This is a genomic window from Cupriavidus sp. IK-TO18, from assembly GCF_015549295.1.
In the GTDB taxonomy this organism is placed as follows: Bacteria; Pseudomonadota; Gammaproteobacteria; order Burkholderiales; family Burkholderiaceae; genus Cupriavidus; species Cupriavidus oxalaticus_A.
On the sequence record NZ_JADGMP010000026.1, the window covers coordinates 53,106 to 72,169 of the forward strand.

General features: G+C 65.7%; 16 protein-coding genes. 4 read left to right on the forward strand and 12 right to left on the reverse strand.

Annotation, left to right across the window (positions count from 1 at the left end):
* Positions 1 to 27 precede the first annotated feature (27 nt).
* Genes IPF36_RS18800 through IPF36_RS18810 form a run of 3 tightly spaced genes read right to left on the reverse strand, consistent with a single transcriptional unit; the run spans position 28 to position 2,449 of the window.
* Positions 28 to 297: a hypothetical protein gene (locus tag IPF36_RS18800; protein WP_133096809.1), complete on the reverse strand. Its 270-nt coding sequence runs from the start codon at positions 295 to 297 to the stop codon at positions 28 to 30.
* Positions 294 to 1,706 carry a LutB/LldF family L-lactate oxidation iron-sulfur protein gene (locus IPF36_RS18805; protein WP_195429533.1) on the reverse strand — a complete coding sequence of 471 codons (1,413 nt, stop codon included), beginning with the start codon at positions 1,704 to 1,706 and terminating at the stop codon, positions 294 to 296. Before IPF36_RS18805 ends, IPF36_RS18800 begins: the two co-directional genes overlap by 4 nt.
* Positions 1,707 to 1,723: 17 nt before the next feature.
* Positions 1,724 to 2,449 (reverse strand): (Fe-S)-binding protein, encoded by a 726-nt coding sequence (locus IPF36_RS18810; RefSeq protein WP_133096807.1) that lies wholly within the window; start codon positions 2,447 to 2,449, stop codon positions 1,724 to 1,726.
* A 236-nt stretch (positions 2,450 to 2,685) separates the two neighbouring features.
* Here IPF36_RS18810 and IPF36_RS18815 point away from each other — a divergent pair, with 236 nt between their 5' ends.
* The 3 genes from IPF36_RS18815 (at position 2,686) to IPF36_RS18825 (ending at position 5,781) form a co-directional block, all read left to right on the forward strand.
* The gene (locus IPF36_RS18815; protein ID WP_029047693.1) at positions 2,686 to 3,471 is read left to right on the forward strand and encodes an IclR family transcriptional regulator; all 786 of its coding nucleotides are present in this window, start codon (positions 2,686 to 2,688) and stop codon (positions 3,469 to 3,471) included.
* A 146-nt stretch (positions 3,472 to 3,617) separates the two neighbouring features.
* Positions 3,618 to 4,346 carry a FadR/GntR family transcriptional regulator gene (locus tag IPF36_RS18820; protein ID WP_133096806.1) on the forward strand — a complete coding sequence of 243 codons (729 nt, stop codon included), beginning with the start codon at positions 3,618 to 3,620 and terminating at the stop codon, positions 4,344 to 4,346.
* A gap of 22 nt (positions 4,347 to 4,368) precedes the next feature.
* On the forward strand, positions 4,369 to 5,781 hold the full coding sequence (locus IPF36_RS18825) for an FAD-binding oxidoreductase (protein WP_195429535.1): 1,413 nt from the start codon (positions 4,369 to 4,371) through the stop codon (positions 5,779 to 5,781).
* A gap of 65 nt (positions 5,782 to 5,846) precedes the next feature.
* Here the strand turns inward: IPF36_RS18825 and pbpG are convergent, their stop codons facing one another.
* From pbpG to IPF36_RS18850, 5 genes are all read right to left on the reverse strand, one after another.
* Positions 5,847 to 7,064 (reverse strand): D-alanyl-D-alanine endopeptidase, encoded by a 1,218-nt coding sequence (gene pbpG / locus IPF36_RS18830; RefSeq protein WP_195429537.1) that lies wholly within the window; start codon positions 7,062 to 7,064, stop codon positions 5,847 to 5,849.
* Between the two features lie 251 nt (positions 7,065 to 7,315).
* On the reverse strand, positions 7,316 to 8,029 hold the full coding sequence (locus IPF36_RS18835) for a nitroreductase (RefSeq protein ID WP_133096803.1): 714 nt from the start codon (positions 8,027 to 8,029) through the stop codon (positions 7,316 to 7,318).
* A gap of 25 nt (positions 8,030 to 8,054) precedes the next feature.
* On the reverse strand, positions 8,055 to 8,501 hold the full coding sequence (locus IPF36_RS18840) for a thioesterase family protein (RefSeq protein ID WP_133096802.1): 447 nt from the start codon (positions 8,499 to 8,501) through the stop codon (positions 8,055 to 8,057).
* A 97-nt stretch (positions 8,502 to 8,598) separates the two neighbouring features.
* Positions 8,599 to 9,525, reverse strand: a complete 927-nt coding sequence (locus IPF36_RS18845) for a DMT family transporter (protein WP_195429539.1) — start codon at positions 9,523 to 9,525, stop codon at positions 8,599 to 8,601.
* On the reverse strand, positions 9,522 to 10,442 hold the full coding sequence (locus tag IPF36_RS18850) for a histone deacetylase (RefSeq protein WP_135705002.1): 921 nt from the start codon (positions 10,440 to 10,442) through the stop codon (positions 9,522 to 9,524). Before IPF36_RS18850 ends, IPF36_RS18845 begins: the two co-directional genes overlap by 4 nt.
* 366 nt (positions 10,443 to 10,808) lie before the next feature.
* Here IPF36_RS18850 and phaP1 point away from each other — a divergent pair, with 366 nt between their 5' ends.
* On the forward strand, positions 10,809 to 11,387 hold the full coding sequence (phaP1, locus tag IPF36_RS18855; RefSeq protein WP_133096799.1) for a TIGR01841 family phasin PhaP1: 579 nt from the start codon (positions 10,809 to 10,811) through the stop codon (positions 11,385 to 11,387).
* A gap of 354 nt (positions 11,388 to 11,741) precedes the next feature.
* On the opposite strand, the gene lpdA is transcribed toward phaP1, so the two are convergent.
* The 4 genes from lpdA to aceE form a co-directional block, all read right to left on the reverse strand.
* Positions 11,742 to 13,529, reverse strand: coding sequence for a dihydrolipoyl dehydrogenase (gene lpdA / locus IPF36_RS18860; RefSeq protein WP_133096798.1), 1,788 nt, complete (start codon positions 13,527 to 13,529; stop codon positions 11,742 to 11,744).
* Positions 13,530 to 13,562: 33 nt separating this feature from the next.
* A complete protein-coding gene (locus IPF36_RS18865) occupies positions 13,563 to 14,192 on the reverse strand; it encodes an MFS transporter (RefSeq protein ID WP_133096797.1) in 630 nt (209 codons plus the stop codon).
* Between the two features lie 76 nt (positions 14,193 to 14,268).
* Positions 14,269 to 15,933, reverse strand: coding sequence for a dihydrolipoyllysine-residue acetyltransferase (gene aceF / locus IPF36_RS18870; RefSeq protein ID WP_135705001.1), 1,665 nt, complete (start codon positions 15,931 to 15,933; stop codon positions 14,269 to 14,271).
* Positions 15,934 to 16,100: 167 nt separating this feature from the next.
* On the reverse strand, positions 16,101 to 18,788 hold the full coding sequence (gene aceE / locus IPF36_RS18875) for a pyruvate dehydrogenase (acetyl-transferring), homodimeric type (RefSeq protein ID WP_135705000.1): 2,688 nt from the start codon (positions 18,786 to 18,788) through the stop codon (positions 16,101 to 16,103).
* Positions 18,789 to 19,064 lie beyond the last annotated feature (276 nt).

Consider the following 19,064-nt stretch of genomic DNA (forward strand, 5'->3'; position numbering starts at 1 on the left):
GGGCGGCTGCGGCGAGGCGTATCGGCCTCAGGCCGTGGCCGCCTTGTCCAGCCACCTCGCCAGCTGGTCCGTCACCGCGCTGCTCGAGAACGAGCAACTGTCCTGCGCAAACACCGCCGACATCTCCAGCCTGCGCAGCAGCTCTTCCATCGCCTGCCCATAGACGGGCGGCAGCGCCAGCCCGCTGCCGGCATCGCGCCACGCACGCACGAGTTCCTGCGCGGGCATGGCCCCCGCGACGTGCCGGTCCAGTGCGGCGCGCATGCGCGCCAGCGTTTCCGTGTTGGCTGCGCTCATGAACGCGCCCTCCTTTCCTTGTAGAGTTCGCGGAACGTACGGCCCGACGGGGCCGGCATGTCGCGGGTTTCGGTCCAGCCCTTGCCGGCCATCGGCAGGCTGGTGATCAGCTTGTTGCCGCCGCCCATGCGGCCCAGCCACCAGGCACCGATGCGCGTGGCAAAGGCGTACAGGTCGGGCCGCTTGGCCACGTAGCCCCAGGCCTTCAGCGCAAAGCGCTCCTGCCACGGTCGCAGGCCGCGTTCCATCTGCTTCTCGCGCAGCTTGCGCAACAGGTCCGACAGCGGGATCGAAGCCGGACAGACCCGATTGCATTCGCCGCACATGGTCGCCGCCTGCGGCAGGTCCACCGCATTCGCCAGGCCTACGTAGCTGGGCGTCAGCACGCTGCCCATTGGCCCCGGATAGACCCAGCCATAGGCATGGCCGCCGATCTTCTGGTAGACCGGGCAATGGTTCATGCAGGCGCCGCAGCGGATGCAGCGCAGCATCTCCTGGAAATCGCCGCCGATCAGCCCCGAGCGGCCGCCGTCGACCAGCACGAAGTACATATGCTCGGGGCCATCGCGCTCGCCTTCGGCGCGCGGGCCGGTCAGCAGCGAGAAGTAGTTGGAGATCGCCTGGCCAGTGGCCGAACGCGGCAGCAGGCGCATGACCGTGGCCAGGTCTTCCAGCGTCGGCAACACCTTCTCGATGCCGGTCACGGCCACGTGCACGCGCGGCATCACCGTGCACATGCCTTCGTTGCCTTCATTGGTAACCACCGCGACCGACCCGGTCTCGGCGATGATGAAGTTGCCTCCGGTCACGCCCATGTCGGCCGACAGGAATTCCGGGCGCAGCACCTCGCGCGCCTCGCGGGTCATCTCCGGGATATCGGTCAGCCGCGGCTTGTGGTGAACCCTGGCGAACAGGTCGGCGATCTCGTCCTTGTCCTTGTGCACCACCGGCGCAATGATGTGCGATGGCGGCTCCGAGTCGTTGATCTGCAGGATGTACTCGCCGAGGTCGGTCTCGATGCTCTGCACACCCATCTCGCCCAGCACCTGGTTCAGGCGCATTTCCTCGGTCACCATCGACTTGCTCTTGATGACCTTCTTCACGCCGTGCTTCTGCGCGATCTCGGCGACCAGGCGCGCGGCGTCGGCGGTGGTCTCGGCGAACAGGACCGTGGCGCCGCGGCTGGTGGCGTTCTGCTCGAACGTCGCCAGCCAGACATCGAGGTTTTCGAGCGCGCGGTTGCGGCGCTCCTTCAGCGCCTCGCGCGTGGCGTCGAAGTCGATGTCGCGGATGGCATCGGCGCGTGCCGTGACGAACTTGGTCGAGAGCTTCTTCAGGTTCTGCTGCAGGCGCTGGTCGGCCAGCTTCTGGCCGGCGCGCGCCTTGAATTCCATACTGTGGACTTGCATCGTGGCGTCTCTCGTTGTCAGGCGTCGCCGGCCAGCACCTGGGCGATATGCAGCACGCGGGTCTGGCTGTCGCCGGTGCGGCGCAGCCGGCCTTCGATATTGAGGATGCAGCCCAGGTCGCCCAGCACCACCGCATCGGCGCCGCTGGCCTTGATGTTGGCGCATTTCTCGTCGACGATGGCCGTCGAGATATTGCCGTACTTGACCGAGAACGTGCCGCCGAAGCCGCAGCAGGCTTCGCAGTCCTTCATCTCGGTGAGCTGGACGCCGGGCAGGCGCGACAGCAGTTCGCGCGGCTGTTGCTTGACGCCCAGCTCGCGCAGGCCGGAACAGGAATCGTGGTAAGTGATATGGCCGGCAAAACCGGACGGCAGCGTCTCGACGCGCGCAACGTTGACCAGGAACTCGGTCAGCTCGTACACCCGTTCGCGCAGGCGTTCATAGCGGCCGTTCAGCTCCGGATCGTCGCGCAGCAGGTCACCGTAGTGGTGGCGGATCATGCCGCCGCAGCTTCCCGACGGGACCACGATGTAGTCGAACATCTCGAACTCGCGCAGGAATTTCTCGGCGAGATCCCGCGACACCGGGCGCTCGCCCGAGTTGTATGCCGGCTGGCCGCAGCAGGTCTGCGCCTCGGGCACCATGACCTCGTAGCCCGCGGCTTCCAGCAGCTTCAGCACCGAAAATCCGATCTCCGGACGCATCAGGTCCACCAGGCAGGTGGCGAACAGACCGACTCGCATTGTTGGCTTCTCCAGACCCCAAAACCCCGCAATTATGCGCGCCTTGGGCCGCGCGTGGCGCACAAGCGGTTCATCGCCGGCATGAATGCGGTGCGAAACACATCACTTTCCCAGGCGACATCACGGCGTGATTCTTACCGTAATGTCATTTCACCTATTGAAATTTTCACGATGCGAGATAGAATCAGGCAGACACTTAAAATTGCCGCAAAGCAACAATTTCCTCTCTTTCCACTATGTCCGAAGCAGACAAGTCACCCGGCAAGACGTCCATCCAGGTCATCGAGCGCATGATGACCCTGCTGGACGCCCTCGCCCAGCACGCCGACCCGGTCAGCCTGAAAGAGCTGTCGCTGGCCACGGGCCTGCATCCTTCCACCGCGCACCGCATCCTTAACGACATGGTGGCCTGCCGTTTCGTCGATCGTTCCGATCCGGGCAGCTACCGTCTTGGCATGCGCCTGCTGGAACTGGGCAACCTGGTCAAGGCTCGCCTGTCGGTGCGCGACGCTGCGCTGGCGCCGATGCGCGCGCTGCACCGCGTGACCGGGCAGACGGTCAACCTGTCGGTACGCCAGGGCGACGAGATCGTGTATATCGAGCGCGCCTACAGCGAGCGCTCCGGCATGCAGGTGGTGCGCGCCATCGGCGGCCGCGCGCCGCTGCACCTGACCTCGGTCGGCAAGCTGTTCCTGGCCGCCGACGAGTCGGCGCGCGTGCGCAACTACGCCACCCGCACCGGCCTGGCCGGGCATACCCGGACCTCGATCACGGACCTGACCAAGCTGGAGCGGGAGCTGAACTGGGTCCGCACCAATGGCTACGCCCGCGACAATGAAGAACTGGAACTGGGCGTGCGCTGCATTGCCGCCGGCATCTACGACGACTCGCGCCGGCTGGTGGCGGGCCTGTCGCTGTCGGCCCCGGCTGACCGGCTCCAGGACAGCTGGCTGCAGAACCTGAAGGAAACCGCGCTGCAGATCTCGCGCGGCATGGGCTACGTGTCCGAAGCCGCGGCCTGAGCGCCGGCATTCGTTCGAGAGCGCGACGACGCGCGGGCCGCCAGCAATGGCGGCCCGCGCGTTTTTACTTCCGGCATCGGGCACATTGATTCATATAGGTTTACCCTTAGTTTTCTGATAACCAGCAAACCTTATAATCGACGGCCATGCGAACCCGTGCCGTCACCCTCACCGAACAGGTCACCCGCCAGTTGCGCGCCGATATCGAAAGCGGCGCGTACCCGGTCGGCACCCGGCTGCCGACCGGCAAACAGCTCTCGGAGCAATATGGCGTCAGCGCCGCGGTGATCCGCGAAGTCACCGAGCACCTGCGCTCGCAGGGCTTTGTCGAGACGCGCCAGGGCGTGGGCTGCACGGTGCGCTCGCGGACCGGCGCGGCGGGGTTCCAGCTGCCGCGCGAGCCCGATATCGACGCCGCCGGCCTGGCTGACCTGTACGACCTGCGCATCGACCTGGAAGGCGCCGCGGCCGCGCTCGCGGCCGTGCGCCGCACCGATGACGACGTCGCCGCGCTGGCTGCGCTGCTCGAGCGGCTGCATGCCCACCTCCACGACGGGCAGCCGGCAACCGATATCGACGCGGCCTTCCATATCGGCATCGCCGCGGCGACGCATAACCCGTATTACCGCCAGTTGCTGCAGTACCTGAACCTGCAACTGCACCAGGCAGTCGCCACCGCGCGCGCCAATACGCTGCGCCAGCCTGGGCTGGCCGAAGGCGTGCAGGCCGAACATGAAGCCATCGTCGACGCGATCCGCCGCGGCGACCCCGACGCAGCCCGGACCGCCGCGGTCACCCACCTACGGAACGCGGCGCGGCGTCTTGGCCTGACGCTGCGCGCGCGCACCGCCAGCCCTTCCCCCGCGCAGCCCTGACACCACGGAAACACCGAACATCATGCAAACCGCTCATTTCGCCCAACGCCTCGCCGAAGCGCTCGGCCCCGACACTGTCCTGACCAACCCCGACGACATCGCTCCGTGGCTGTCTGACTGGCGCGGCATCTATCGTGGGCAGGCGCAGGCAGTGGTGCGTCCGCGCAGCGTGGAACAGGTCTCGCGCGCGCTGGCGCTGTGCCAGCAGGCGGCGGTGCCGGTGGTGCCGCGCGGCGGCAATACCGGCCTGTGCGGCGGTGCTACGCCTGACGGTCAGGCGGGCAACGTGGTGCTGAGCCTGGACCGCATGAATGCGGTGCGCTCGCTCGACACAATCGCCAACACCATGGTGGCCGAGGCCGGCTGCATCCTCGGCAACCTGCGCCGCGCCGCGCAGGAGGCCAACCGGCTGTTGCCGCTTTCGCTGGCGGCCGAGGATTCGTGCCAGATCGGCGGCAACCTGGCCACCAATGCCGGCGGCGTCAACGTGGTGCGCTATGGCATGGCGCGCGAGCTGGTGCTGGGCGTCGAAGCCGTGCTGCCCAACGGCGAGGTGTTCAACGGCTTGCGCACGCTGCGCAAGGACAACACCGGCTACGACCTGAAGCAGCTGCTGATCGGCTCGGAAGGCACGCTGGGCGTGATCACGGCGGCGGCCCTGCGGCTGTTCCCACGCACCGATACGCGTAGCGTGGTGCTGGCGGCAGTAGCCTCGCCAGCGCAATCGCTGGAGCTGTATGAGCTGCTGTTCGCGCAGTGCGGCGCGCGCCTGCAGGCATTCGAGTTCTTTACCGGCGACTGCCTCGACCTGGTGCTGACGCACGCGGAAGGCGTGCAGGAACCGTTCGCGCAGCGCTATCCCGCCTATGTGCTGGTCGAACTGGCGGACACCACGGATGAGGATGCGCTCAACGCGCTGCTGGAGCGCGTGATCAGCGAAGCGCTGGAGCGCGAACTCTGTCTCGACGCGGCGGTCTCGGCATCGCTGGCACAGCTGCAGGCGCTGTGGAAACTGCGCGAGGAAATCTCCGAGGCACAGCGCGCCGATGGTCCGCACCTGAAGCACGACGTGTCGCTGCCGATCGAACAGATCCCGGCGTTCATGGCGTCAATGGCAAGCCGGCTGCGCGCGCTCGACCCGGCGATCCGGCCCTTTGTCTTTGGCCACTTCGGCGATGGCAATCTGCACTACAACCTGTCGCGCCCGGCAGGCGCCCCCAAGGACTGGGCAGCGGCCCAGGGCGAGGCGGTGACTGACGCGGTGCTGGATGAAGTAATGCGCTACGGCGGCAGCATCAGCGCCGAGCACGGCATCGGCCAGCTCAAGCGCCATGCCTTCCTGGCGGTCAAGGATCCTCTGGAATTGCGGCTGATGCGAGAGATCAAGGCGGTATTTGATCCGGCCGGGATCATGAACCCGGGCAAGCTGCTCTGAGCGCTGTCGCGCTGGTACAAAAAAACGCGCCGGGATCCGGCGCGTTTTTCATTGCAGGCCAGCGATCAGATACCACGCCCCTGCTGCGAAGCCAGGATCGCGTGCGCGCCGCCCGGACGCTGCGTCAAGTTAGGGGAAGAGGGAAAGCCCTGCGGGTGCTGCGACGGCGCATGCTCCAGCCAGTCCTTGACACGGTTGGCATCGGCAAAGCGCGACAGCTTGCCCGCCGAATCCAGGAACACCATCACCACATTGCGGCCCTGCACGCGTGCCTGCATCACCAGGCACTGGCCTGCCTCGGAGATAAAGCCGGTCTTCTGCAGGCCGATCTCCCAGTTGCCGCCGCGCACCAGGCGGTTGGTGCTGACATAGTGCTGCGTGCGGCCCAGCACGTTGACCTCATGCTCGGTCTGGGTCGAGAACTCGCGGATGGTCGGGTTGCGGTATGCGGCGTTGACCATGCGCACCAGGTCCATCGCGCTCGAGACATTACTGCTCGACAGGCCGCTTGAGTCGACAAAGTGGCTGTCGTTCATGCCCAGCTCGCGCGCCTTGCGGTTCATGGCCTGCACGAAAGACGGCAGCCCGCCCGGATAGTGGCGGCCCAGCGCCGAAGCGGCACGGTTCTCGGACGACATCAGCGCCAGCAGCAGCAGTTCCTGGCGGGTCAGCTGCGTACCAAAGCGCAGGCGCGAGCTGCTGTGCTTTTCGGTGTCGCGGTCTTCCTCGGTGATGGTCAGCACTTCATCCATCGGCAGGCGCGCGTCCATGACCACCAGCGCGGTCATCAGCTTGGTGATCGAGGCGATCGGCAGTACCGCCGAGGCGTTCTTCTGGAACAGCACCTCGTTGGAGCCCTGGTCCATCACCAGCGCCACGCTGGAGCGCAGCGCGAGCGCGTCATCGGTGTCGCGCAGCCCCATCGCCTCGCCCAGCGATGGCTTGGCGGGCGTGAACACGGCGCGCACCGGCGCCGCGCGATGCGCGGCCACGACCTGGCGCTTGCCGTTTTTCAGCACGATCACCTTGCGGCCGGAACGGGCTTCGCTCTTGGCAACCTTGCTGGTGCGCGACTTCGCGCTCACAGCCTTGGAAGCGGATTTTTTGGTGACTTTAGCGTTAGTTGCCTGCTTTTTAGACGCTTTTTGCGTGCTTGCGGACGTACTGGCAGCTTCGGCGACGGGAGCTGCAACCATCGACACCGACACCAGCACCGCGGCGGCAACGGCGGACAAGGGCGTGGAGCCGAAGAATCTGGAAAAAATGGAATCAGACCGAAACATGATTCGTTCAGCGCATGAGGAATGGCGCTAGTGTAGAAAATTAAGAAATTGTTAGCAAGATTAAAGACTTACAGACGCTCCTTAAAGTTCGATTTACAAACATTTCCACATGGTGGAAAAAGTTGACCACAGGTCACGTCCGCAAACGAACTACAATCGCTCCGCCTTGCTCACCCCAGTAACAATCACGGCCAATACGGCAATTCGCTCTCTATATCGGCAGCAATCGTTACACATTGATACAAACCTCTCTATGAGAGGAAACGCGCAAACCCGCTCACCGGTTCCCGTTCGGTGGTCATGCGATTTTCCGGCGCGTCCGGATCGGCAAATCCCAGCGACATGCCGCACACCACCATTTCCTCCGGCGGCAGCAGCAAGTGGCTGGCAATGATCTTGTGGAACTGCGTGAACGCCGCCTGCGGGCAGGTATCCAGCGCGCGCGCCCGCGCGGCAACCATGATGCTTTGCAGGAACATGCCGTAGTCGAGCCAGCTGCCCTGCTCCATGATGCGGTCGATGGTAAAGATCATCCCCACCGGCGCATCGAAGAAACGGAAGTTGCGCGCGTGCTGCTCATGCATGCGCGCCTTGTCCTCGCGGCTGATCTCAAGCAGGCCGTACAGGTCCCAGCCCACCTTGCGCCGTCGCGCCAGGTAGGGGTTGGCCCATTCGCGGGGGTAGTACGGGTATTCCTCCAGGTACTTGCTGTCGCGCTCGGGGTCTTCGTAAGCGGCAAGCACATCGGCGCACAACTTTGCCTTGGCTTCTCCCGACAGGACATAGACCCGCCATGGCTGCGTATTGGTGCCGGAGGGAGCGCGGCTGGCGACGGCCAGAATGTCTTCCACGGTCTCCCGCGGCACGGGCGTATCGAGAAAGGCCCGCACCGAACGCCGTGTCAGGATCGCACGATCCACGCACGCCACGGCGTCCTGCGAACCCGGTTTCATCTCGAGGGACATCTTGTTCGTCTCCATTGCCCCGCCGTCACCCTTGCGCGCCTGCGACCGCCAGCGGCAGCAGCGCCTCGCGCAGCGGCGCCGGCAGCGGTACCGGCCGGCGCGTGGCGCGATCGACATAGACGTGGATGAAATGCCCCTGCGCGGCGGCAACCTCGTTGTCGCCGCTGAACAGGCCGACCTCATAGCGCACGCTCGACGTGCCGAGCCTGGCGACGCGCAAGCCTGCGACCACGGTCTCCGGGAAGCTGAGCGACGAGAAGTAGTTGCACTGCGTCTCGATCACCAGCCCGATTGTCTTGCCCGACTCGAGATCGAGCGCACCCTGCCGGATCAGGTAGGTATTCACCACGGTGTCAAAATAACTGTAGTAGACAACGTTGTTAACGTGGCCATAGACATCGTTATCCATCCAACGTGTCGTGATCGGCTGGAAGTACGGATAGGCACTGCGCGGGTCGGCTTGTGGCTTCATGGGGCGAGCAAGGAACTGGGCAAGAACGGAAAAGGGAAACGGAGTGCGCCAGGGCAACCGTTGACGCGTTCGCGCCTGCGAAACGAACGCACCAGCGCTACCTGCGGATGACCAGTGCCACCCCTGACGCAGCAAGCACCATGCCCGCGGCGGCCAGCGGCGGGAAGCGTTCGCCGAAGAGCAGCCAGGCCATCACGGCAGTGGTTGGCGGCGTCAGGTACATCAGGCTCGACACCCTGGTTGCCGCGCCCTGGCGGATCAGCACGAACAGCAGCGAGATGGCGCCGATGGACAACGCCACCACCGACCACGCCAGCGCGCCGATCATGGCGGCGGTCCATTGCACGCCGCGGGTCTCGAACAGGAACATGAATGGCAGGCAGGCGAGCGCGGCGGCGCCGAACTGGATCACGGATCCCATGCGCAGGTCGAACACCGGGCAGAAGTGCTTCTGGTAGACCGTGCCGACGGTAATGCTGAGCAGCGCGCCGACCGCCAGCGCCAGGCTTGCCGGCGTCAGCGCGCTGGTGCCGAGCTTGTTGCCCACCACCAGTGCCACGCCGGCGATGCCCAGGAGCAGGCCCAGCCACTGGCGCCCGCTGATGCGCTCGCCCAGCCGCGCGGCGATCAGCGCGGTCAGGATCGGCTGCATGCCCGCGATCAGCGCCGACACGCCGGCCGGCATGCCGAGCTTGATCGCCGCCCACACGCCACCAAGGTAGCCGCCCTGCAGCAGCAAGCCCGCCACGGCAAGATGGCCGACCACGCGCCAGTCGGTATGTGTCGAGCCGGCCGCGCGCGGCAACGGCACGCCGGCCAGCAGCACGAACGGCACCATCAGCACCAGCACGCCGGCAAAGCGCAGGAACAGGAATGTCATCGGTTCCGCATACGGCATGCCGTACTTGGCAACGATGAAGCCGGTGCTCCAGATCAGCACGAACAGCCACGGCATCGCCGCCACCCATGCCGTCTGGCGGGTGCCCGCGCCCACCGCGCGGCCGGGTTCTGCCGCGGCGCTCATGACACCCCCACCAGCGTGCCGTGGCGGGCATGGTATTGCGCGGCCAGGCGCACGGTCTGCACGTGGACCGCGACCGTGTCTTCGATCTGGTTGCCGTAGCCACCGGCCATCGCCACCGCCACCGGCAGTCCGCGCGCCATGGCGGCGTCGAATACCAGTTGGTCACGCCGCGCCAGGCCGGCGAAGCTCAGTTTGAGCCGCCCGAGCCGATCGCCCTCGTGCGGATCGGCGCCGGCCAGGTAGATCAGCAGGTCGGGCGCGAAGCGGCTGAATAGCGTATCCAGTGCCGCCTGCAGCGCACTGGCATAGCCATCGTCGTCGCAGCCGTCCGGCAGGCCGACGTCGAGGTCGCTGGCTTCCTTGCGGAACGGGTAGTTTTTCTCGCCGTGCAGCGACAGCGTGAACACGGTGGGGTCGCCTTGCAGGATCGACGCCGTGCCGTTGCCCTGGTGCACGTCGAGATCGACCACCGCCACGCGGCGCACGTCGCCGTCGCGCTGTAGCACGCGCGCCGCAATGGCAGCGTCGTTGAACACGCAGAAGCCGCCTCCCTTGTCGGCATACGCGTGATGCGTACCGCCCGCGAGGTTCACGGCAACGCCTTCGCGCAAGGCCGCCCGGCACGCCTCGATGGTGGCACCGGCAGAGCGCCGCGAGCGCTCGACCATGGCTTCGGACCACGGGAAGCCGATTTCGCGCTGGCGGGCGGCATCCAGCGTGCCGGCGGAAGCGGCCTGTACGTATTCCGGCGTATGCGCCAGCAGCAGGGCATCGTCGCCGGCGCGCGGCGCCTCGGCCAGGCGCAGGCCAGGAATCTGGGTTGCGACCGTGTCGCGCAGCATGCTGTACTTGCGCATCGGGAAACGATGTCCCGGCGGCAGCGGCAACACGAAATGGTCGGCGTAGAAGGCGAGCATGGGTCGGCCTGTGCGGTTCTGTTCACGTCTTGTCGGTTTTCGCAGGCGGCGGCCAGCCGTACAGCGAGGCAAGCCGCGATGTTAGCATCGCTCACCATCCCTCGCCGCCCTGCCGAAATGCCTGCTGCGGCACAAAATCAGCGCACCGCCACAATCTTTTTGTGCGACGCACAAAATGCGCTTGACATTAAACCTGGCTTCCCTAGAATTGGAATTGTTGCGGCGCATCAAAGCATCGGGCGCGGCACACAACCACCCACACGCGCCTGGGCTGGCCGAAACGGGAAACACCGTCACGGCCCTGACATCTAGGCGGCTTATTTTTGTATTTTGCTTGACCTTGAAGTTCACCACTGGAGACCAGCAATGATCCTGACCCCGGAACAAGTCGCAGCAGCGCAAAAAGCAAACCTGGAAACGCTGTTCGGCCTGACTACCAAGGCATTTGAAGGCGTCGAAAAGCTTGTCGAACTGAACCTGCAGGTCGTGAAGACCACGTTCGCCGAAAACGTGGAAAACGCCAAGAAGGCGCTGTCGGCCAAGGACGCACAGGAACTGCTGGCCCTGCAGGCCGCAGCCGTGCAACCGGTCGCCGAGAAGACCCTGGCTTACACCCGTCACCTGTACGAAATCGCTTCGGAAACCCAGAGCGAGTTCACCAAGGTGGCCGAGGCCCAACTGGCCGAAGGCTCGAAGAACGTGCAGGCGCTGGTCGAGAACTTCGCCAAGAACGCCCCGGCCGGTTCGGAATCGACCGTGGCCATCGTGAAGTCGGCGATCTCGGCTGCCAACAACGCCTACGAGTCGGTGCAGAAGGCGACCAAGCAAGCCGTGGAAATCGCTGAAACCAACTTCCAGGCCGCTGCTTCCGCCGCCACCAAGGCTGCCCAGCAAGCCAGCGCCACGGCCCGTACGGCCACGGCGAAGAAGGCTACGGTTGCCTGATAGCTGTTTGCCTTGACGATGGACCGGCTCCGGCCGGTCCGTTGGCAAAGCGCATCGAAGCGGAAACCTGCCGGTGTGTTTTGCCAACGATGAAGGTGGTGTCCCGACCGAGGATAGCGGCACTGCCTGGTCTGCCGATGTCTCCTCGGTACCGCGGTCTCCTTGTCCAAAGGTATCGTTAAAGCCTGGCCTGCAAAGGCCGGGCTTTTTTTTGGTTTTTCTCTTTCCCGCTTGTGCAGCGCCCCGCCCTGTTGGCCCCCAGTGTGGTGGCCTCGGGCTTCTGGCGGTTAATTGCATTCTCGGGGCAAAAAAAGAACCCGCCCGGAGGCGAGTTCTGCGCTTGCTGCGGAATCCTCAGCGCTTGCGCGGCGGCGGCACGTCGGTACAGGTACCTTCGTAGATCTCAGCCGCCATGCCGATCGATTCGCCCAGCGTCGGGTGCGGGTGGATGGTCTTGCCGATATCCACCGCATCGGCGCCCATCTCGATCGCCAGGCACACTTCGCTGATCAGGTCGCCGGCGTGCGTACCCACGATACCGCCGCCGATCACGCGATGCGTTTCCTCGTCGAAGATCAGCTTGGTAAAGCCCTCGTCGCGGCCATTGGCGATGGCGCGGCCCGAAGCGGCCCACGGGAACACACCCTTGCTGTACTTGATGCCCTGCGCCTTGCACTCGTCTTCGGTCAGGCCGGCCCAGGCCACTTCCGGATCGGTAAAGGCCACCGACGGGATCTGCTTGGCATCGAAGAACGCCTTCTCGCCATGCGCGGCTTCCGCGGCCACGTGGGCTTCATGCACCGCCTTGTGCGCCAGCATCGGCTGGCCGACGACGTCGCCGATCGCGAAGATATGCGGCACGTTGGTGCGCATCTGCTTGTCGACGTTGATAAAGCCGCGGTCGGTCACGGCCACGCCCGCCTTTTCGGCGGCGATGCGCTTGCCGTTGGGCGCGCGGCCCACCGACACCAGCACCAGGTCGTAGCGTTGCGCCTCGGCCGGGGCCTGCTCGCCCTCGAACTTTACGTAGATGCCGTCCGGCTTGGCTTCCACCCCGACCGTCTTGGTATTCAGCATGACCTTGCCGAAACGGTCCTTGTTCTTCTTTTCCCAGACCTTGACCAGGTCGCGGTCAGCGCCGCCCATCAGGCCCGGCAGCATCTCGACGACATCGATTTCCGCGCCCAGCGTGCTGTAGACCGTGGCCATTTCCAGGCCGATGATGCCGCCGCCGATGACCAGCATCTTGTTGGGCACTTCCGGCAGTTCGAGCGCGCCGGTCGAGTCGACGATGCGCGGGTCTTCCGGGATGAAGGGCAGCTTCACCGCCTGGCTGCCGGCGGCGATGATGGCCTTCTCGAAGCGGATCACGGTCTTCTTGCCGGTGCTGCGCTTGCCCTCGCCCTCGGTCAGCTCGACTTCCATATGGTGCGGGTCGAGGAAGTTGCCGATGCCGCGCACCACCTGCACCTTGCGCGCCTTGGCCATGCCGGCCAGGCCGCCGGTCAGCTTGCCGACCACCTGGTTCTTGTAGTGGCGCAGGCCGTCGAGGTCGATCTTGGCTTCGCCGAACAGGATGCCATGGGCGGCCAGCGCCTTGGCTTCGTCGATCACGGCGGCGTTGTGCAGCAGCGCCTTGGAGGGGATGCAGCCCACGTTCAGGCAGACGCCGCCAAGCGTGCTGTAGCGTTCGACCAGCACGGTATTCATGCCCAGGTCGGCGGCGCGGAAGGCGGCCGAGTAGCCGCCGGGGCCGGCGCCCAGCACCAGCATTTCGCACTGGATATCGGCACCGCCGCTATGCGTTGCGGCGGCCGGCGCAGCGGCGGCCGGTGCCGCGGCAGCCTGCGCAGGCGCAGCGGCCGGAGCCGGAGCTTGCGCGGGCGCCGGTGCAGCGGCGGCGGCCTCGGCCTCCACGGTGCAGATCACCGCGCCCTGGCCGACCTTGTCGCCCACCTTGACCTTGACTTCCACCACCTTGCCGGCGACCGACGACGGCACATCCATGCTCGCCTTGTCGGACTCCAGCACGATCAGGGACTGTTCCGTCTCGACCGTATCGCCGGCCTTGACCAGTACCTCGATCACTTCCACCGCGTCGAAATCGCCGATATCCGGCACCTTGACTTCGATCACACTCATATTTGCTCCTCAATACGCGCCCGCCTCTCGGCTTCAGGGCGCGCCGTCGTTGTTGGTTGCCGCATCCGCCGCCGGCGCTGCGCCATTGTCTGCATCGTGCAGCCGCACCGTATGGACCTCGATCGGCCCCGATGAGCTTTTGTCGAACTCCACGCCCGCATCGACGCCGATGCGCGCGATCTCGCCCGCATCCAGGTCGGGCCGGTCATACACCGCGTGCATCGCGCCCAGCGCGTAGTTGCGGCCCGAGCCGATGCCCCAGAAACGGTCGAACGAAAACACCTCGCGATACGAATAGACGCCGAAGATGCCGGCCGGATTGGCGATCAGGCATACGATCTGCGACGACTCGTAGGGATCGTCCTCGTCTTCCTTGGTGTTGACGAAGTACTCCGTCTTCAGCTTCTCGTGCACCTTCAGGAAGGTGCGGAACACGTCGTCGCGCGAGTCCAGCCGGCACTCCTCGCCCAGGCCCGCCAGCAGCGTGCGCATGACCGGGAAGTGCGCGGTCGTCCCGGCCAGCGCGATAAAGCCGTCGCCGACCGGAAAGACCTTCTGGTTGCGCTCATACGCGCGCGACAGCCGCGTATCGCCGAAGGTGACCAGCGCGTCCGCCGCGATCGCCACCTCGGCGCCCTTCTTGACGACAACACAGGTAGTCATGGCTCGCTCCTCTGAATCAACTCAGGTGGCTGGCCTTTCGCACACCGGCAAAGCCGGTGTGCGTCGCGGCTGCTTTTTACAGCAGGATGCGGCGGAAGTCGGCCAGCAGTTGCGCGAAGTACGTGTTGAAGCGCGCAGCCTCGGCGCCGTCGATGACGCGGTGGTCCCACGACAGCGACAGCGGCAGCGTCAGGCGCGGCGCGAACTGCTTGCCGTCCCACACCGGCTTCTGGAACGACTTGCACACGCCCATGATGGCCACTTCCGGCGCGTTGATGATCGGCGTGAAGTACGTGCCGCCCAGGCCGCCCAGCGACGAGATCGAGAAGCAGCCGCCCTGCATCTGGTCCGGCTTGAGCTTGCCGTCGCGCGCCAGCTTGGCCAGCTCGCTCATTTCCTGGCTGATCTCCAGCACGCCCTTCTTGTCGGCGTCCTTGATCACCGGCACGACCAGGCCATTCGGGGTGTCGGCGGCGAAACCGATGTTGAAGTACTTCTTCAGCACCAGGTTGTCGCCGTCGAGCGAGGCATTGAAGTTCGGGAACTTCTTCAGCGCCGCGACCGTGGCCTTGATCATGAAGGCCAGCATGGTGACCTTGATGCCGGACTTCTCGTTTTCCTTGTTCAGCTGCACGCGGAAGGCTTCCAGCTCGGTGATGTCCGCTTCGTCATGGTTGGTGACGTGCGGGATCATGACCCAGTTGCGGTGCAGGTTGGCGCCGGAAATCTTCTTGATGCGAGACAGGGCCTTGCTTTCCACCTCGCCGAAGCGGGTGAAATCGACCTTCGGCCACGGCAGCAGGCCGAGCTCGCCACCGCCGCCGCCAGCCGCGGCAGCCTGGGCCGGCGCGGCGGCCTGGCCGGTCATCACGCCCTTGACGTAGTTCTGCACGTCCTGCTGCGTGATGCGGCCCTTGGGGCCGGTGCCGGCCACGCGCGACACGTCGACGCCCAGCTCGCGTGCGAACTTGCGCACCGACGGGCTGGCGTGGGCGGCCTTGCCGCTTACGCCAGCGACGGCCGGCGCGGCGGCAGCCGCTGCTGCCGGAGCCGGGGCCGCCGCGGGCGCGGGTGCCGGGGCGGGCGCGCTGGCAGCGGCCGGTGCCGGAGCCGCCGCGGCAGCCGGAGCCGGTGCCGCGGCGGCGCCTTCCAGGATCAGCAGCAGCGTACCTTCGGACACGTTGTCGCCAACCTTGACCTTGACTTCCTTGACCACGCCGCCCTGTGGCGACGGCACGTCCATGGTTGCCTTGTCGGATTCCAGCGTCACCAGCGCGTCTTCGGCGTTGATGGTGTCGCCCGGCTTGACGTGGACTTCGATGACCGGCACGGCGTCGTAGTCGCCGATATCGGGTACCTTGACTTCGATGGCGCCGCCACCGCTCGCGGCAGGGGCTGCCGCGGGAGCCACTGCCGGCGCGGCAGCGGGTGCGGGCGCTGCGGCGGCCGGCGCCGGAGCAGGCGCAGCGGCCCCGGCGGGCGGTGCCGCGGAGGCCTCGTTGGCCGCTTCCAGCATAACCAGCACGGAGCCTTCGGACACGTTGTCGCCCACCTTGATGCGGACGTCCTTGACCACGCCGGCCTGCGGCGAGGGCACGTCCATGGTGGCCTTGTCCGATTCCAGCGTCACCAGCGCGTCTTCCGCGTTGATGCTGTCGCCGGGTTTCACATGCACTTCGATGACGGGAACGGCGTCATAGTCGCCGATATCCGGCACCTTGATTTCAATTGCTTGACTCATTCAGTGTCTCCTGGGCAGGCCGGCGCGCACGACATCCGCAAGCGGCGAGATTACCTTCGCCGCCCGCTTCTGTCACGCCGCCATGCCGCAAGGCGCCAGCCGGCGGTTTGCCGGGGCGCCCGCGGCACGGCGTCGCCGTACTGCGGGGGTGGGTGCAGGCTGCCGGATCAGACCGACATCGGGTTGGGCTTGCTCGGGTCGAGGTTGTACTTCTTGATGGCCTCGGCCACCTTGTCGCGGCTGATGGCGCCCTCGTCGGCCAGCGCCTTGAGCGCGGCCAGCGTGACCCAGTGGCGGTCCACTTCAAAGAAGTGGCGCAGCTTCTCGCGGGTATCCGAGCGGCCGAAGCCGTCGGTGCCCAGCACCACGTAGCGGCGCGGCACGAACGGGCGGATCTGCTCGGCGAAGGCGCGCACGTAGTCGGTCGATGCAATCACCGGGCCGCGGACCGACTTCAGCTTCTGCGTGACAAAGGCTTCGCGCTGGGCTTCGGCCGGGTGCAGCAGGTTGAAGCGCTCGGCGGCCTGGCCTTCGCGGGCCAGCTCGGTGAAGCTCGGGCAGCTCCACAGGTCGGACTCGACGCCCCAGTCCTTCTTCAGCAGCTCGGCGGCGGCAACCACCTCGCGGAAGATCGTGCCGGAGCCCAGCAGCTGCACGCGCGGCGCGTTGCTGTTCTCGACGCCCTTGCGGAACTGGTACATGCCCTTGACGATGTCCTGCTCTACGCCAGCCGGCATTTCCGGATGCTCGTAGTTCTCGTTCATCACCGTCAGGTAGTAGTAGACGTCTTCCTGCTCGGCGTACATGCGGCGCAGGCCGTCCTGCATGATCACCGCCAGTTCGTACTGGTAGGTCGGGTCGTACGAGATGCAGTTCGGGATCGCGGCGTGGAACACGTGCGAGTGGCCGTCTTCATGCTGCAGGCCCTCGCCGTTCAGCGTGGTGCGGCCGGCGGTGCCGCCCAGCAGGAAGCCGCGCGAGCGCATGTCGGCAGCGGCCCAGCACAGGTCGCCGATACGCTGGATGCCGAACATCGAGTAGTAGATGTAGAAGGGGATCATCTGCACGCCGTGCGTCGAGTACGACGTGGCGGCGGCGATCCAGTCGCACATGGCGCCGGCTTCGTTGATGCCTTCCTGCAGCACCTGGCCAGTCTGCGATTCCTTGTAGAACATCAGCTGGTCATGGTCTTCCGGCACATACTTCTGGCCTTCCTGGTTCCAGATGCCGACCTGGCGGAACAGGCCTTCCATGCCGAAGGTGCGCGACTCGTCCGGGACGATGGGCACCACGTGCTTGCCGATCTGCTTGTCTTTCAGCAGGGTGTTCAGGATACGCACGAAGGCCATGGTGGTGGACACTTCGCGGCCTTCGCCGGTGGCCTTCAGCAGCGCCTCGAACGCGGACAGCTGCGGGACCGGCAGCGCTTCGGCCTTCTGGCGGCGGGCCGGCAGGTAGCCGCCCAGGTTCAGGCGCGCCTGGCGCATGTATTCCAGTTCCTTCGAACCTTCCGGGAAGGTGATGTACGGCACATCTTCCAGCTGGTCGTCGGCAACGGGGAGATTGAACTGGTCGCGGAACTTGCGGATCGCGTCCACCGGCATCTTCTTCTGCTGGTGGGCCACGTTCATGGCCTGGCCGGCGTCGCCCATGCCATAGCCCTTGATGGTCTTGGCCAGGATCAGCGTGGGCTGGCCCTTGTGCTCGCTGGCGGCCTTGTAGGCGGCGTAGATCTTGTGCGGATCGTGGCCGCCGCGGTTCAGGCGCCAGATATCGTCGTCGGACCAGTCGGCCACCATCGCCTTCAGCTCAGGCGTGTTGAAGAAGTGCTCGCGGACGTAGGCGCCGTCCTTGGCCTTCATGGTCTGGTATTCGCCGTCGACGCATTCCATCATGCGCTTCATCAGCAGGCCCTTGGTGTCGCGCGCCAGCAGCGAATCCCACTTGCTGCCCCACACCACCTTGATCACGTTCCAGCCGGCACCGCGGAATTCGGATTCCAGTTCCTGGATGATCTTGCCGTTGCCGCGCACCGGACCGTCCAGGCGCTGCAGGTTGCAGTTGATGACGAAGACCAGGTTGTCGAGCTTCTCGCGGCCGGCCATGCCGATCGCGCCCAGCGATTCCGGCTCGTCGGTCTCGCCGTCGCCCAGGAAGGCCCAGACCTTGCGGTCGCCGGCCTTGGCCAGGCCGCGGCTGTCCAGGTACTTCATGAAGCGGGCCTGGTAGATGGCCATGATCGGGCCCAGGCCCATCGACACCGTCGGGAACTGCCAGAAGTCCGGCATCAGCCACGGGTGCGGGTAGGACGAGATGCCGTGGCCGTCGACTTCCTGGCGGAAGTTGTCGAGCTGGTCCTGGCTCAGGCGGCCCAGCAGGAAGGCGCGCGAGTACACGCCCGGTGCCGAGTGGCCCTGCACGAAGACCAGGTCGCCGCCGCTCTGTTCCGAGGGGGCGCGCCAGAAATGGTTGTAGCCAACGTCATACAGCGTGGCCGCCGAGGCAAACGAGGAGATATGGCCGCCGACATTGGTGTGCTTGTTGGCGCGCAGCACCATCGCCATGGCGTTCCAGCGGGTGTACGAGCGGATGCGGTGCTCGATGTCCTGGTCGCCGGGGATGCGGGCCTGCTGCTCCACCGGGATGGTGTTGATGTACTGCGTCTCGGCGTGGAACGGCTGGGTCACGCCGTTCACGCGTGCGTACTCGATCTGCTTGTCGATCAGGAACGCGGCGCGTGCCGGGCCCTCGGCGGCGAGGACGCCCTGCAGGGCATCCAGCCATTCATGGGTTTCCTGGGGATCGGCGTCGTTGGCGCTGGATGCGCCGAGAATCTGCTCTGGTACGGCGGACATGACTGTCTCCTGGGTGAATTCGTGCTTCCGTGCCTGCGCTTCCGGCGCCGGCTTTGGGGGCTCTACGGGTTGACTCGCACCGTTGCGGGTTCGGCGCTGCCGCGCCTTGCATCGGGGCCGCCGCCGGGGAACCTGTTCCGGCTCCTCCGCGCGGCAGGCGCATGGCTACCGCCCGCATTCTTGGGTCGAACCGATTCTATGGAAGCCCATTGGGCAACACAAGTGAAATTTTCAAATTGCGATATCGTTTTTTACGATGTGGAATAATGACGCAAT